The organism is Pseudomonas knackmussii B13, assembly GCF_000689415.1.
In the GTDB taxonomy this organism is placed as follows: domain Bacteria; phylum Pseudomonadota; class Gammaproteobacteria; order Pseudomonadales; family Pseudomonadaceae; genus Pseudomonas; species Pseudomonas knackmussii.
The window spans coordinates 4,338,637-4,351,703 of the sequence record NZ_HG322950.1 but is presented as its reverse complement, the minus strand read 5'-3'; the positions used below and the strand labels follow the sequence as shown (position 1 = coordinate 4,351,703).

Below are 13,067 nucleotides of genomic sequence, written 5' to 3'. Positions count from 1 at the left end.
GACAGGGTTTCCGGAATGGTTGCCCGAAATGCCGTCAACGCCTGTAGGACGGCAGACTGTAAGGAGTGCAGTAGATGAATGTGCAAGTGATCATGCGTGACGGCGAAGCGGAATATGCCGTGCTGCCCTGGGCGGACTACCAGGCGCTGTTGGCGTCGTCAGGTAAGGCGCCTGCGGTGGCCGAGGTCGCTAGCCCGGTAGTGGCGGCCCATGCCTCCTGGCGAGAGTTGCGCGAAGCTCGCGGGCTGTCGTTGGAGCACGTGGCCCGTGAGGTGGGCATCAGTCCGCCGTATCTGGCAATGATCGAAAGCGGCGAGCGCGAGGCCAGCGACGCGATCCAGCATGGTTTGCGCCGCGCGTTGGGAGTGAAGTCGGAGCCGGCATCTTGACCGTGCACATCAGCCGCAAGCACTGGCAAGGCTTGCTGGTGGAGCTCGAAGATGCCCGGCGCCAGCGTCATCTGCTTACCTACCGCGCGCTGATCGAGCGCCTGCAGTTGCCGACCCCGGCGATGACGACCCTGACCGCGGCGCTGGAGCATCTGGCGGCGCTGGATGCGCGTGCCGGACGGCCGCTGCGCAGCTCGCTGGTGATCAGCCAGGGCGCCAGTCGCCTGCCGCGCACCGGGTTCTTCGAATGTGTCGAGCGACTCGGGCGTTTCTCCGGCGCTCCCGACGGCCCGGCAGCGGCTGGTTGGCATGCCGCCGAGGTGGTCAGGGTCTTCGAGTTCGACTATCCGGAAGAGCCGTGAGCCGCGAGCTCTTCTGGCGCCTCCGCGCGCGCCTTGGATACGGAGTGGCGCGGCGCTTGCTGGGCTGGCCATGGCTGGTCCGTCAGCCAAGTGCCTGGCAATGGATGCAGGGGCAGTTCGCACGCATGGCCGCTCTTGGCCATGTTCCGGCACAGAATTTCTATGGTCACCTGTTGCTGTTCCGCGGCCAGGGTCAAGGCGCCCGCGATGAGGGCCTCCGGCTGCTCGCGCTCGCCGCTGCGGCGGGCGATGCTAAGGCGGCCTACCAGCTAGGGGTTCAGGCGCTGCAGGGCGACGCACGCAAGGCGCCGGATGGTGCGGCCGCAGCCCGTTATTGGGAGCAGGCTGCCGCTGCCGGGCACCCTTTGGCGGCGCGACGCCTGGCCGATCTCTATCGCCAGGGTGCGCCGGGGCTGGACGCCGATCCGGCCTTGGCGGCGCGCTACAGCGAGCGCGCCGCGCAGCTCGGCCTCTAATCCAGCGTCAGGATGTGCAGGCTGTAGCCGGGCATCTGCTTGGCATGGCGCTTGGCTTCCGATGCAGCGCTGGCCAGTTGGGCGGCATCCAGCTTCGAGCAGGCCGACGGCTTGAGATGGACCACCCCGACCGATAGTGAAAGCAGCGGGAATTCCTGACGCTCGCCCTGCCTGTTGTGCGAGACGAAACAACCTGCCTGCAAGTGTTCCTGGCTGTAGAAGCGCCGGCACTGGCCCTGGAAGTCTTCGAGCAGATGGTTGATTCGGGCGCGCCAGTCTTCGGAGGCGAACACGAGCATGAAGTCGTCCCCGCCGATGTGCCCGACGAAATCGCTGCCTGGGTCGACCCGATCGTTCAGGCATTGCGCCAGGCACAGCAGCACCTCGTCGCCACGGGCGTAGCCATAGAGGTCGTTGAAGGGCTTGAAACTGTCGATGTCGACGTAGCAGATGGCCGCTTCGCGGTTCTGCTGCAGCAGGCGGCCGAGGCATTGCTGGATGGGCACGTTGCCCGGCAGCAGGGTAAGCGGGTTGGCATAGCGCGCCTGGCGGATCTTCAGCTCGGTGATCAGCTTGAGCACGTCGATCACCCGGCCAAGGCCCAGGTAGCGGCCTCCCTGGGTGATGATGAAGTCTTCCTCGATACGCTGCCGTGCGCGACTGGTGAGCAGGCGGCTGACCTGTTGCAGCGACTGGCTCCGCTCCACGGCGAGGAAGTTCTCGCTCATCAGCCGACTGATCGGCTTGCGTGAGAATAGGTCGGTGGCAAAAGGCTTTAGCAGGGCGTCGGACAAGGCATGCCGATGGACGATGCCAACCGGCCGCTGATGCTCGTCGAGCACTGCCAGCGAATTCAAATTCGCCTGGGAATGGAACGCCTCGAGGATCGCGCTGATGGGCGTATCGCTGGCTACCGCGGGTTGCTCCAGAAGCAGCGGACGCAGGTCGGCCTGTTCCTCGTTGGAGAGGCTGTCGATCCGGTCCAGCTCCGGCAGCATGTGCCGGGCCTCGCGTGGCGGATTTTCCTGCGGGCGGCCGATCAGGTAGCCCTGGACCAGGTCGACGCCCATTTCGGAGAGCACCGCCAGTTCCTCGGGCAGTTCGATGCCTTCGGCGATCACCTGCGCGCGGGAGGCGTGGGCCATCTTCAGGATGGAGCCGACGAACTCGCGCTTGACGCCATCCTGGTGGATGCCGTCGATGAAGTGGCGGTCGATCTTCACGTAGTCCGGGCGCAGCTCCGACCACAAGCGCAGGCTGGAATAGCCGGCGCCGAGGTCGTCGAGGGCGATGCAGAAGCCCATGGCGCGATAGTGGTGCAGGGCGGTATCGAGCAGCCCGAAATCCTCGATGGGTGCCTGTTCGGTCAGCTCGATCACGACGTCACTGGGTGAGATGCCCAGTGCCTGCAGCATCTGCAAGGTGCGGCCGGGCTGGTGGGTGGCCTCGAGCAGCGACTCGGGCGACACGTTGAGGAACAGCTTGCCGTCCAGCTTGAGGTCGCGAAAGCGTTGGCAGGCCTTGCGTCGGCACAGGACGTCCAGCTCGCTCAGGCGGCCGGCGTGGCGGGCGGTGCTGAACAGCGTGAGAGGCGAGTGGAGGGGGCTGTTGGACGGGCCGCGGGTGAGGGCTTCGTAGCCCACCAGGCGGCGTTCGGAGAGCGACAGGATGGGCTGGAACAGGCAATGCAGGTCGCCGTGAGCGAGGATCTGGCCCAAGGCGCTCAACTGCTCGGTGACGGTCATGACGGTTCTCGGCGAGTGAAAAGAAGAGGGCCGGTTTCCCGGCCCTCGCGCATTTCACTGCAAGATCATGACGCTTTCATGACCACTCGGAACGTCAGTGCTTGGCCACCGCTGAGCTGAGCGTCAGGTAGTCAAGCAGGATGTGCCCGGACTCGGTGAGGTAGGCGTCGTCCTGTGGCTTGGTCTTGCTATCGTCGTCGAGCAGGTTGTCGTCGTCTTCCTGCTTGAGCTTCTTCAGCGGCTCCTGGCCCTTGGCCTTGCGCAGCTCGTTCTCCATTGCCAGTTGGCGGTTCTCGATGCTGGTCTGCTGGGTACGGCGCTTGGCTTCGTTGAGGCTCAGGGTCTTCTCTTTCATCAGCTCCTGGGCCAGCGCCAGACGCTCGCGGGCGTAGACGAAGTCCGCGTTATGCTCGGTGCGCGCATCGTGCTGGGTCTTGAGCTGATCGAGGAACGGCTTGAAGGGATCGCTCTGCGCCTGCAGCACCGGGCGAATGGTGTCCCAGGGCATGGAGTCGGGCAGAGCGCTCTCGCCGATTTCCTTGTCGTCGACCACCGACGGGTAGCTGATGTCCGGGATCACGCCCTGGTGCTGGGTGCTCTGGCCGGAGACGCGGTAGAACTTGGCCAGGGTCAGCTTCAGCTCGCCATGGTTGAGCGGCTGGATGGTCTGCACGGTGCCCTTGCCGAAGGTCTGGCCGCCGACGATGAGCGCGCGGTGGTAGTCCTGCATGGCGCCGGCGAAGATCTCCGACGCCGAGGCCGAGAGGCGGTTGACCAGCACGGTCATCGGGCCGCTGTAGAAGGCCTTGCCTTCGTCATCGTTGAGCACGTCCACGCGGCCATCGCTGTTGCGCACCAGTACGGTCGGACCCTGGTCGATGAACAGGCCGGTCAGCTCGGTGGCTTCCTGCAGGGAGCCGCCGCCGTTGTTGCGCAGGTCGATGACGATGCCGTCGACCTTGTCCTGCTGCAGCTCGCCGATGAGCTTCTTCACGTCGCGCGTGGTGCTCTTGTAGTTCGGGTCGCCGGCGCGGTAGGCCTTGAAGTCCAGGTAGAAGGCCGGCACGTCGATCACGCCGACCTTGTAGTTGCGGCCGTCGTGGGAGAGGGTGATCTCCGACTTCTTCGCCGCCTGGTCTTCGAGCTTCACCGCTTCGCGGGTGATGGTTACTACCTTGCTGGTCTGGTCGTTCGGCGCGTTGGTCGACGGGATCACTTCCAGACGCACTTGCGAGCCTTTCGGACCGCGGATCAGCTTGACCACCTCGTCGAGGCGCCAGCCCACCACGTCGACCATCTCGCCCTTGCCCTGGGCGACGCCGATGATCTTGTCCGACGGCTTGATCTGCTTGCTCTTCTCCGCCGGGCCGGCTGGTACGAGACGGACCACCTTGACGAAGTCGTTGTCGCTTTGCAGCACGGCGCCGATCCCTTCGAGGGACAGGCTCATGTTGATGTCGAAGTTTTCCGCGCTATCCGGCGACAGGTACTGGGTGTGCGGGTCGTAGGTCTGCGCGAAGGCATTGATGTAGGCCTGGAAGATGTCTTCGCTGCGGGTCTGCTCCAGGCGCATCAGCTGGTTCTTGTAGCGCTTGGTCAACTGGTCCTGGATGGCCTTGTTGTCCTTGCCGGCGATCTTCAGGCGCAGGATCTCGTCCTTGACGCGTTTGCGCCAGAGGTCGTCGAGCTCGGCGCTGTTCTTCGCCCAGGGCGCGTTCTCGCGGTCGATGGTCAGGCTCTCGTCGACGCTGAAGTCGATCTTGTCGACGCCCTTGTTGAGCATCGCCAGGGCGTAGTCCAGGCGCTCCTTCAGGCGGTCCAGGTGACGCTTGTAGATGGTGAAGCCGGGGTCCAGCTCACCGCTCTTGAGGAAGTCGTCGAACTGGGTACGCCAAGGCGTGAACTGCGCGATGTCGGAAGCGGTGAAGTACATCCGCGACGGATCGAGGGCCTTGAGGTAGGCGTCGTAGATCTTCGACGAGCGCTCGTCGTTCAGCGGCGGCTTGCTGTAGTGATGGCGCTTGAGCAACTCAACGATGTTGAGGCTGGCGATCACCTGGTCACGATCCGGCTGCAGGCCATCCCAGGAGTTAGGGCCTGCGGAGGTGCTAGCGAAGGACGGCAGGGCGCTGGCGCCGAGGACCAACATCAGGGTGGTACGGGACAGAAATCGCTTCATGCTTATTCGACTGGGTGCGGAGTTATGACGCATATTAGGCCGTATCTGGCGGTGCCGGGTTCCAAGCTTGTCGAGATTGGCGTCCGGTGCGACGAGCGAAGAATAGGCCCGACCGAAGGGCGCGGGCCTGTTGAAGCACTATGGAGGTAGCGTGAACGCATTGCAAGGCATCGAAGGGCGGGTGGAGTGGGGCGAGCGGCCGGCGCCGGCCTGTGCTCCGGGGCAGATTCGCATCCGTGTGGCAGCGGCCGGGCTCAACCGTGCCGATCTGCTGCAGAAAGCAGGGCTCTATCCGCCGCCGCCGGGCGCCAGCGACATCCTCGGCCTGGAGTGCGCCGGGGTGGTCAGCGAGGCAGGTGCCGGTGTCACCTGGCAGGTTGGCGACCGCGTCTGCGCGCTGCTGGCCGGTGGGGGCATGGCCGAGGAAGTGGTGGTGGATGCGCGTCATGCGCTGCCGGTGCCCGCAGGTCTTTCGCTTGCCGAGGTGGCTGCGTTGCCTGAGGTTTACGCCACGGCTTGGCTGAACCTGTTCCAGCTCGGTGGCTTGAAGCCGGGCGAGAAGGTCCTGCTGCATGCCGGCGCCAGCGGCGTGGGCTCGGCGGGCATTCAACTGTGCAAGGCCTTTGGCAGCCCGTGCTGGGTCAGCGTCGGCTCGGCCGACCGCCTGGCCTACTGCGAGGCTCTGGGCGCCGAGGGCGGCGTGCTGCGCGGAGATGATCTGCAATCGCTGCGCGATTTCGCACCTTTCGACCTGATCCTCGACCCGGTTGGCGCCAACTACGCCGAGCTGAACCTGCAGTTGCTGCGCCAGGATGGCCGCTGGGTGGTCATCGGTCTGATGGGCGGCCGCAAGGCCGAGTTGGACCTGGCGCTGCTGCTGGGCAAGCGCATCCAGCTGACCGGCTCGACGCTGCGCAGCCGCGATGCCGACTTCAAGGCACAGCTGATCGCCGAGCTGGGCGAGAAGGTCTGGCCGCTGTTCGCCAGCGGGCAGCTCAAGCCGCAGCTGGAACGGCAGTTCGCCGCCAAGGAGGCCGAACTGGCCTTCGAGACCCTGGCGAGCAACCAGGTGCAAGGCAAGGTGGTGCTGCTGGTCGACGAAAGCCTGGCCTGAGGGCCTGCTATCGAGGGCGTATGACCGCTAACGGTTATGCGCCCGACGCATCAAGCCAGCCTATTTCCAGGAAAGAACTTCCCAGCCCGAGCGCTCGGCTTCGGCGCGCAGCGCTGTGTCCGGGTTCACCACGTGCGGATTGCCGACGCGACGCAGCAGCGGCAGGTCGTTGCGCGAGTCGGAATAGAAGTGCGCTTCGGCCAGTGCCTTGTCTTCCCCGTCCAGCCAGTCCAGCAGGCGGATGATCTTGCCTTCGCGGTAGGTGAGCACGCCCTGGGTGCGGCCGGTGTAGTGGCCGTTGACGACTTCCAGGTCGATGGCCAGCACCTCGCTAATGCCGATGCGCTCGGCGATCGGCTGGACCAGGTGTACGCCGGAGGCCGAGATCACCAGCGGCTGGTCGCCGGCGGCGCGGTGGCGCGCCAGGGTAGAGCAGGCGTCGCTGTAGATCAGCGGTTCGATGACGTCTTCGACGTAGGCTTCGACTTCCCGCTCGACTTCATCGACGCTGCGCCCGGCCATCGGCTCCAGGCTGAATGCCATGTAGTCCTCCATGGACAGTTCGCCGATTGCGTAGCGCGCCATCAGCTCGGCGTCGCGTTTCACGAAGGACACGCCGTCGACCCAGCCGAGGTCGGCCATGCGCCGGCTCCACAGGCTGGCGCAGTCGCCGCCGATAAGGGTTTCGTCGAGGTCGAAGATCACCAGGGCCATCAGGCCACCTCCCGGATGCTGTCTTGGTCGATTGCCAGGCCCAGTTCGGTGCCGGCGGGGTAGAGGCGTTCGGCGCTGCGATTGAGCACGTCCACCGTGAGTTCAACGCCGTCGGCATCCACGCGGTAGCGGATGACGTTGCCGAGCAGGCTGTGGGAGAGCACGCGCACGGCAATTCCATCGCCCGGCTCCTGGCTCAGGCGCAGGGATTCCGGGCGGATCGCCACCTGCCCGGCGAAGCGGCGGCCGAGCAGCTTGCCGGCCTCGTCGGCGGCGAGCAAGTTGTAGTTGCCGATGAAGCCTGCAGCGAAGGCGTCGCGCGGCGCCGTGTAGAGGGTTTCCGCGTCGCCGCTCTGGACGATGCGCCCTGCGTTCATCAGGACGATGCGGTCCGACAGCGTCAGCGCCTCTTCCTGGTCGTGGGTGACGAACACGGTCGTCAGCTGCAGCTCTTGCTGGATGCGCCGGATCTGTTCGCGCAGGTGCTTGCGGATGCGCGCGTCCAGGGCCGACAGCGGCTCGTCGAGCAGCAGCAGGCGCGGGCGAGTGACCAGCGAACGGGCGAGGGCAACGCGCTGGCACTGGCCGCCGGAAAGCTGGTGGGGGTAGCGCTCGGCGAAGCTGCCGAGCTCGACCATGTCCAGCACCTCGGCAACCCGCTGGCTGGCTTCGGCGGCAGGCACTTTCTGCATGCGCAGGCCGAAGGCCACGTTCTGCTGCACGGTCATGTTGGGGAACAGCGCGTAGCTCTGGAACACCATGGCGATGCCACGCTTCTGCGGCGACAGCGGCACCAGGTCCTGGCCGTCGACCAGGATGCGCCCGCTGTCCACCGAGGTCAGCCCGGCGATGCAGCGCAGCAGGGTGGATTTGCCGCAGCCGCTGGGGCCGAGGAGGGTGACGAACTCGCCGCGCTCGGCGGCGAAGTCGATGTCCTGGAACACCTGGGTGTTCCCGTAGCTCTTGTTCAGGTGTTCGACACTGAGGAAGCTCATGTGCGTTCCTTGTCCTTGTTCAATCGGTTGGCCGCCCAGGTGAGCAGCAGGACGAAGAAGAAATACGAGACCACCACCGCGCTGGTGTAGTGGCCGCTGCTGTTGCGCATGTTGTTGAGGAACACCTGCAGGGTTTCGTAGCGGGTGCCCACCAGTAGGTTGGCGAAGACGAATTCGCCGATGAGGAAGCTGAAGGAAAGGAAGAGTGCGGCCATCAGCCCCTTGCGCAGGTTCGGCAGCAGCACCAGCAGCGCCGCTTGCCAGGTACTGGCGCCGAGCAGGTGGGCGGCGTCCATCAGGTCGTGCAGGTTGATCGCCTGCAGGTTGTTGCCGATGGCGCGGTACATGAAGGGCAGGGCGATGGTGAAGTAGCAGCCGATCAGCATCCAGGGCGTCCCCACCAGTGGAATCGGGCCGGCGGCATACAGCTGCAGCAGGCCGACGGAGGAGACCACCGGCGGCACCGCGAAGGGCAGCAGGATGAGCACGTTCATCAGCGCGTCCAGGCGCGGGAAGTAGTAGTGCACGACGAACATCAGCGGCAGTACCAGCACCACGCTCAACACCAGCGCACCGGCGCAGACCAGCAGCGACTTGCCGAAGGCGGCGAGGAAGCGCGGGTCGCTCCACAGCGTCAGGTACCACTTGATGGTCAGGCCGTCGGGCAGGATGCTCGCCGACCACTGGGTGGCCAGGGAGTAGAGCAGGGTCGCGGCCAGCGGCAGCAGAAGGATCAGGAACAGGCCGTAGACCACCACGCGGTGGTAGAGCCCGCCCCCGGCGTTACTAGCGTTTCTGGGCATGGTAGCTCCGGCGCAGCAGCCACTGGTGGACGAAGGTGATCAGGCTCATCAGGAAGACCAGCAGCATGGCGAGCGCGCTGGCCATGTCCGGGTCCAGGAAGATGTCGCCAGCGACCAGCCCCGCGATGCGGATTGGCAGTACGTTGAAGTTGCCGGTGGTCAGCGAGTAGACGGTGGCGTAAGCGCCTAGCGCGTTGGCTAGCAGGATCACGAATGTGCCGAGTAGCGCAGGGGTCAGCACAGGGACGCCGATCAGCCGCCAGAACTGCCAGTTGCTGGCGCCGAGCAGCGCCGCGGATTCGCGCCAGTCCTCGCGTACCGCATCGAACGCGGGGAAGAGCAGCATCACGCCCAGGGGAATCTGGAAGTAGGTGTAGAGGATGATCAGGCCGGTCTTGGAGTACAGGTTGAAGTCGCTGATCAGTCCGGTCTGCTTGAGCAGCAGGGTAATGGCGCCGTTGAAGCCGAGGATGATGATGAAGGCGAAGGCCAGCGGCACCCCGGCGAAGTTGCTGGTCATGTTGGCGAAGGCCATGACGAAGTCGCGCAGGCGGCTGTTCACCTGGCGCAGCGAGTGGCAGCCGAGCACCGCTATCAGCAGGCCGATCAGGCTCGACCAGAGCGAGATGTCGAGGCTGTTGCCGATCGCCTGGCGGTAGAACGGCGAGGCGAAGATCTCGCGGAAGTTGCCCAGGCCCCAGGCGCCGGCGGCCTGCACGCTGTGCAGGGCGATCCACACCAGAGGCGCCAGTTGGAAGGCGGCGAAGAACAGGGCGAACGGCAGCAGGCAGAGCAGCGCGATGAGTTTTCCGCGGGTCGATCTCATGGTCGCAGCAATCCTTCGCAGACCGGTTTGTCATGGGCGACGCCGAGGATTTCGCAGAGGCTGCCGCAGAGCTCGACCTGGCGTGGGCGCACCTGGTCGTCGAGGCTGAACGCGTTGCCGAAGACGAACAGCGGCACCTCGCGCTCCTCAGGCAGCACGCCGCCGTGGGTGCGGTCGTCGTTCATGCCGTGGTCGGCGGTGACCATCACCTGGTAGCCCGCAGCCAGCCACTGGTGAAGGTATTCGGAAAGGATGATGTCGGCGTGCCGCGCGCAGTTGCGGTACTGCGGGCTGTTCAGGCCGTGCTTGTGGCCGACGTCGTCGATGTTCATCGGATGCACCAGCAGCACGTCGGGCTGGTGGCGACGGCGCAGGTGCTCGGCGTCGGCGAACAGGTGCGAGTCCGGATAGTGGTCGGTCCAGTAGAAGTGGCCGTGCTGGATCGGCAGGGAAATGTCCTCGGTATGTCTGTCGCGGCTGTCGTCGAACGGCGAGCGGTTATACAGCTCGCTGATCCAGTGATAGGCCGCGGCAGCGGTCTTCAGGCCGGCATCGCGGGCATAGTGGAACAGGCTGCGCTGGGTGGACAGGCGCGACACGCCGTTGTGCAGGATGCCGCTGTCGATGGGCGGCACGCCGGTGAGAATGCATTCATAGAGGGGGCGCGACAGGGACGGCAGCTCGCACTCCAGGCGGTAGAGCTGGCCGCGCCCGGCCTTGCAGAGCGCCTGCAGGTGGCCCATGCAGTCGTAGGCGACGCTGTAGTTGAGGCCATCGAGGATGACCAGGACGACGGGTTGGGACATCGGGACGGCCTGCGCTGACGAATTCGGAAGGAACCGCCCCCGCATGCGCGGGGGCCGGCGACGCATCACTGCATGTTGATGATCACGCTTTCCTGCCAGAGGCGCGGGATGCGCTTGGAGGTCTCCTCCCAGGCCTTGGCGTCCTTGATCGGCTGGACCTTGGCGTACTGCTCGTTGGGCAGCAGCTTGGCCTTGACCTCGGCCGGCAGCGTCAGGTGCTCGGCGCGGATCGGCCGGGCGTTGCCCTTGGCCAGGTTGATCTGCCCGGCGTCGCTGAAGATGTACTCGCGGGCGAGCTTCGCGGCATTCGGGTGCTTGGCGAACTTGTTGATGATGGTGGTGTAGCCGGAGATCACCGAACCGTCGGAGGGGATCAGCACTTCGAAGCGGCTGGGGTCGATCTGGTCGCGGTAGCTCAGGCCGTTGAAGTCCCAGACCACGCCGACTTCCACTTCACCCTTCTCGAGGGTGTTGATCACCGGGTTGGTCAGCGACAGGCGGCCCTGCTTGGCCAATTGGGCGAAGAAGTCCAGGCCCGGCTGGATGTTCTTCTCGTCGCCGCCGTTGGCGATGGCCGCGGCGAGCACGCCGTTGACCGCCTGGGCGGCGGTGCCGACGTCACCGATGGTGACCTTGTACTTGCCCTTGAGCAGGTCGGCCCAGCTGTGCGGGACGTCCTTGACCAGTTGCTTGTTGACGATGAAGGCGATGCTGCCGGTATAGGCCAGCGCCCAGTGCCCGTCCTTGTCCTTGGCCCAGTCCGGAACCTGGTCCCAGGTGCTCGGCTTGTACGGCAGGGCCAGGCCCTGCTGCACGGCGATCGGCCCGAAGGCGGCGCCGACGTCGCCGATGTCGGCGCTGGCGTTCTCGCCCTCGGCCTTGAACTTGGCCAGTTCCTGGGCGGAGCTCATGTCGGTGTCGACATGCTTGAGCCCGTACTTGCTCTCCAGGTCCTTCCAGGTGTCTTTCCAATTCGCCCAGCTGTCCGGCATGCCGACGCTGTTGATCTGGCCTTCCTTGCGGGCGGCCTGTTCCAGCGCCTGCAGGTCGGCATCGGCGGCCATTGCCGCGGCGCCGCCGAGGGCGATTGCTGTTCCCAGCAGTGAAGCAAGCAAGCGTTTCATTCGGTGCTCCTTCGTTCATCGGGTTTGGGTGTGCGGTCCGCGTCGCAGTGTTCTGGCAGCGGAAAAACTCTGGTCTAGATCAGCAAGACCCAGGCCAATCTACGAGCCGGGCATGACAGTTTCGTGTCCGTGGGTCAGCTCGGCTCTGCGGCGGCTCCGGCCCAGTACAGCCTAGACCATGCGTAAGATGTTGATCCGCTTGAGCTATGCTGCGCAGATTGCTGGCATGGGAGGTGCTTGCCACCTGGCTGTCACAGGATATTCATCGCTGCTTTCTAGAGTGGAGCAGCCGCTAACGGCACCGAATTGCCCTGAAATGGGGCTGGACTAGTCCAGAAGAGGGATACCGCATGCGCGACGAGGCGCTACCGACAGTGACGGCGATCTGCCGAGCCCTGATCGAACAGATCGACAGCGGCCTGCTGCCGGCCGCCGGCAAGTTGCCGGCAGAACGCCGCCTCAGCGAGCTGTTCGATACCACGCGCATCACCCTGCGCGAGGCGCTGACCCAACTCGAAGCGCAGGGGCTGATCTATCGCGAGGAGCGCCGCGGCTGGTTCGTCTCGCCACCGCGGCTGCTTTACAACCCACTGGTACGCAGCCACTTCCACGAGATGGTCGCTGGGCAGAACCGGGTGCCGGCGACCGAAGTGATCTCGGCACGGCAGGTGCCGGCGAGTCCGGCGATCTGTGCGCACCTGGAGCTCCCGGCGCTCTCCAGCGTTTACCAGATCCGCCGCGCACGGCGGGTGGATGGTCGCCTGGTGCTGTATGTCGAGCATTACCTCAATCCGGCCTATTTCCCCGGAATCCTCGATTGCGACCTGCGCCAGTCGCTGACCGATCTCTACGCCAGCCGCTACGACATTCGCTACGGCCGCGTGCGGTTCGACATGGTCCCCACCGCGCTGCACGGCGAGGCCGCTGCGGCACTGCGCGTGGCTGAGGGTAGCCCGGCGCTGCGCATCACCCGGATCAACCGCGACCAGCATGGGCGGATCATCGACTGCGACCTGGAATTCTGGCGGCACGACGCCATCCACGTGAGCGTGGAAGTGCCGGATTGAAGACGTTTGTATAGGAGCGAGCTTGCTCGCGAACCCGAGTCTCTGCGGCCTGTCAGGCCTTGCGCTCTGGATTCCACTCCGGATAGGCGGGGATGTTCTCGCCGGAGAGCCACGGGCGGTCGTGTGACGTCCAGATGTGGCGGGCCGGGCGGGTGCCCGGGTCGTCGTCGAGCGTGGCCACCCGCACGATGACATGCGGCTGGCCGTCGCGTTCGGCGATCAGATGGCTGCCGCAGCGCGGGCAGAAGCGCCGCAGTTTCCCCGGCGAGGATTCGTAGGCCGCCACCAGCGCCTCGCCGCGGGTCCAGCGGAAATGCTCGCGCAGGACGCCGGCGGTCGTGGCGAAGGCAGCCGCATGAGCCTTCTGGCAGGTCTGGCAGTGACAATGGCTGATCGGCATGTCGAGCGAGTCGATCTCGTAGCCGATTGCACCGCACAGGCAGCTACCTTTCAGGCTCATGTTTTTC

General features: G+C 65.4%; 14 protein-coding genes. 5 read left to right on the top strand and 9 right to left on the bottom strand.

The genetic code is table 11. From position 1 onward, the window contains the following. The first annotated feature begins 74 nt into the window (after window positions 1-74). Genes PKB_RS20420 through PKB_RS20410 form a run of 3 tightly spaced genes read left to right on the top strand, consistent with a single transcriptional unit; the run spans window position 75 to window position 1,227 of the window. On the top strand, window positions 75-389 hold the full coding sequence (locus PKB_RS20420) for a helix-turn-helix domain-containing protein (RefSeq protein WP_043253991.1): 315 nt from the start codon (window positions 75-77) through the stop codon (window positions 387-389). After that, entirely contained in the window at window positions 386-751 is a 366-nt protein-coding gene (locus PKB_RS20415; RefSeq protein ID WP_043253988.1) for a hypothetical protein, read from the top strand. The genes PKB_RS20420 and PKB_RS20415 overlap by 4 nt, the downstream gene beginning before the upstream one ends. Then, window positions 748-1,227 carry a hypothetical protein gene (locus tag PKB_RS20410; protein WP_043253986.1) on the top strand — a complete coding sequence of 160 codons (480 nt, stop codon included), beginning with the start codon at window positions 748-750 and terminating at the stop codon, window positions 1,225-1,227. The genes PKB_RS20415 and PKB_RS20410 overlap by 4 nt, the downstream gene beginning before the upstream one ends. On the opposite strand, the gene PKB_RS20405 is transcribed toward PKB_RS20410, so the two are convergent. Both PKB_RS20405 and PKB_RS20400 read right to left on the bottom strand, forming a co-directional pair. Next, a complete protein-coding gene (locus tag PKB_RS20405) occupies window positions 1,224-2,972 on the bottom strand; it encodes a bifunctional diguanylate cyclase/phosphodiesterase (RefSeq protein WP_043253984.1) in 1,749 nt (582 codons plus the stop codon). The genes PKB_RS20410 and PKB_RS20405 overlap by 4 nt on opposite strands. Before the next feature lie 94 nt (window positions 2,973-3,066). Continuing rightward, window positions 3,067-5,151, bottom strand: a complete 2,085-nt coding sequence (locus tag PKB_RS20400) for a carboxy terminal-processing peptidase (RefSeq protein ID WP_043253983.1) — start codon at window positions 5,149-5,151, stop codon at window positions 3,067-3,069. Window positions 5,152-5,302: 151 nt separating this feature from the next. Here PKB_RS20400 and PKB_RS20395 point away from each other — a divergent pair, with 151 nt between their 5' ends. Continuing rightward, window positions 5,303-6,265 carry an NAD(P)H-quinone oxidoreductase gene (locus PKB_RS20395; protein ID WP_043253981.1) on the top strand — a complete coding sequence of 321 codons (963 nt, stop codon included), beginning with the start codon at window positions 5,303-5,305 and terminating at the stop codon, window positions 6,263-6,265. Window positions 6,266-6,325: 60 nt separating this feature from the next. Here PKB_RS20395 and PKB_RS20390 read toward each other — a convergent pair whose 3' ends face one another. The 6 genes from PKB_RS20390 to PKB_RS20365 form a co-directional block, all read right to left on the bottom strand. Further along, window positions 6,326-6,979 (bottom strand): HAD family hydrolase, encoded by a 654-nt coding sequence (locus tag PKB_RS20390; protein ID WP_043253979.1) that lies wholly within the window; start codon window positions 6,977-6,979, stop codon window positions 6,326-6,328. Continuing rightward, the gene (locus tag PKB_RS20385; protein ID WP_043253978.1) at window positions 6,979-7,974 is read right to left on the bottom strand and encodes an ABC transporter ATP-binding protein; all 996 of its coding nucleotides are present in this window, start codon (window positions 7,972-7,974) and stop codon (window positions 6,979-6,981) included. The genes PKB_RS20390 and PKB_RS20385 overlap by 1 nt, the downstream gene beginning before the upstream one ends. Next, window positions 7,971-8,777, bottom strand: coding sequence for an ABC transporter permease (locus PKB_RS20380; protein ID WP_043253976.1), 807 nt, complete (start codon window positions 8,775-8,777; stop codon window positions 7,971-7,973). The genes PKB_RS20385 and PKB_RS20380 overlap by 4 nt, the downstream gene beginning before the upstream one ends. Beyond that, window positions 8,761-9,603, bottom strand: coding sequence for an ABC transporter permease (locus PKB_RS20375; protein ID WP_043253974.1), 843 nt, complete (start codon window positions 9,601-9,603; stop codon window positions 8,761-8,763). Before PKB_RS20375 ends, PKB_RS20380 begins: the two co-directional genes overlap by 17 nt. Continuing rightward, the gene (locus tag PKB_RS20370; RefSeq protein WP_043253971.1) at window positions 9,600-10,409 is read right to left on the bottom strand and encodes an alkaline phosphatase family protein; all 810 of its coding nucleotides are present in this window, start codon (window positions 10,407-10,409) and stop codon (window positions 9,600-9,602) included. The genes PKB_RS20375 and PKB_RS20370 overlap by 4 nt, the downstream gene beginning before the upstream one ends. A 65-nt stretch (window positions 10,410-10,474) precedes the next feature. Next, window positions 10,475-11,533, bottom strand: coding sequence for an ABC transporter substrate-binding protein (locus PKB_RS20365; protein ID WP_043253969.1), 1,059 nt, complete (start codon window positions 11,531-11,533; stop codon window positions 10,475-10,477). 350 nt (window positions 11,534-11,883) lie between these two features. Between PKB_RS20365 and PKB_RS20360 the strand changes: the two genes are divergently transcribed. Beyond that, window positions 11,884-12,600: a UTRA domain-containing protein gene (locus tag PKB_RS20360; RefSeq protein ID WP_043253966.1), complete on the top strand. Its 717-nt coding sequence runs from the start codon at window positions 11,884-11,886 to the stop codon at window positions 12,598-12,600. Between the two features lie 52 nt (window positions 12,601-12,652). Here PKB_RS20360 and PKB_RS20355 read toward each other — a convergent pair whose 3' ends face one another. Continuing rightward, window positions 12,653-13,060 (bottom strand): GFA family protein, encoded by a 408-nt coding sequence (locus PKB_RS20355; RefSeq protein ID WP_043253964.1) that lies wholly within the window; start codon window positions 13,058-13,060, stop codon window positions 12,653-12,655. Between the last annotated feature and the right edge of the window lie 7 nt (window positions 13,061-13,067).

Coding starts and splice junctions, on each gene's coding strand:
- PKB_RS20420 (WP_043253991.1), top strand. CDS start 75: ATGAATGTGCAAGTGATCATGCGTGACGGCGAAGCGGAATATGCCGTG.
- PKB_RS20405 (WP_043253984.1), bottom strand. CDS start 2,972: ATGACCGTCACCGAGCAGTTGAGCGCCTTGGGCCAGATCCTCGCTCAC.
- PKB_RS20400 (WP_043253983.1), bottom strand. CDS start 5,151: ATGAAGCGATTTCTGTCCCGTACCACCCTGATGTTGGTCCTCGGCGCC.
- PKB_RS20390 (WP_043253979.1), bottom strand. CDS start 6,979: ATGGCCCTGGTGATCTTCGACCTCGACGAAACCCTTATCGGCGGCGAC.
- PKB_RS20385 (WP_043253978.1), bottom strand. CDS start 7,974: ATGAGCTTCCTCAGTGTCGAACACCTGAACAAGAGCTACGGGAACACC.
- PKB_RS20380 (WP_043253976.1), bottom strand. CDS start 8,777: ATGCCCAGAAACGCTAGTAACGCCGGGGGCGGGCTCTACCACCGCGTG.
- PKB_RS20375 (WP_043253974.1), bottom strand. CDS start 9,603: ATGAGATCGACCCGCGGAAAACTCATCGCGCTGCTCTGCCTGCTGCCG.
- PKB_RS20370 (WP_043253971.1), bottom strand. CDS start 10,409: ATGTCCCAACCCGTCGTCCTGGTCATCCTCGATGGCCTCAACTACAGC.
- PKB_RS20365 (WP_043253969.1), bottom strand. CDS start 11,533: ATGAAACGCTTGCTTGCTTCACTGCTGGGAACAGCAATCGCCCTCGGC.
- PKB_RS20360 (WP_043253966.1), top strand. CDS start 11,884: ATGCGCGACGAGGCGCTACCGACAGTGACGGCGATCTGCCGAGCCCTG.
- PKB_RS20355 (WP_043253964.1), bottom strand. CDS start 13,060: ATGAGCCTGAAAGGTAGCTGCCTGTGCGGTGCAATCGGCTACGAGATC.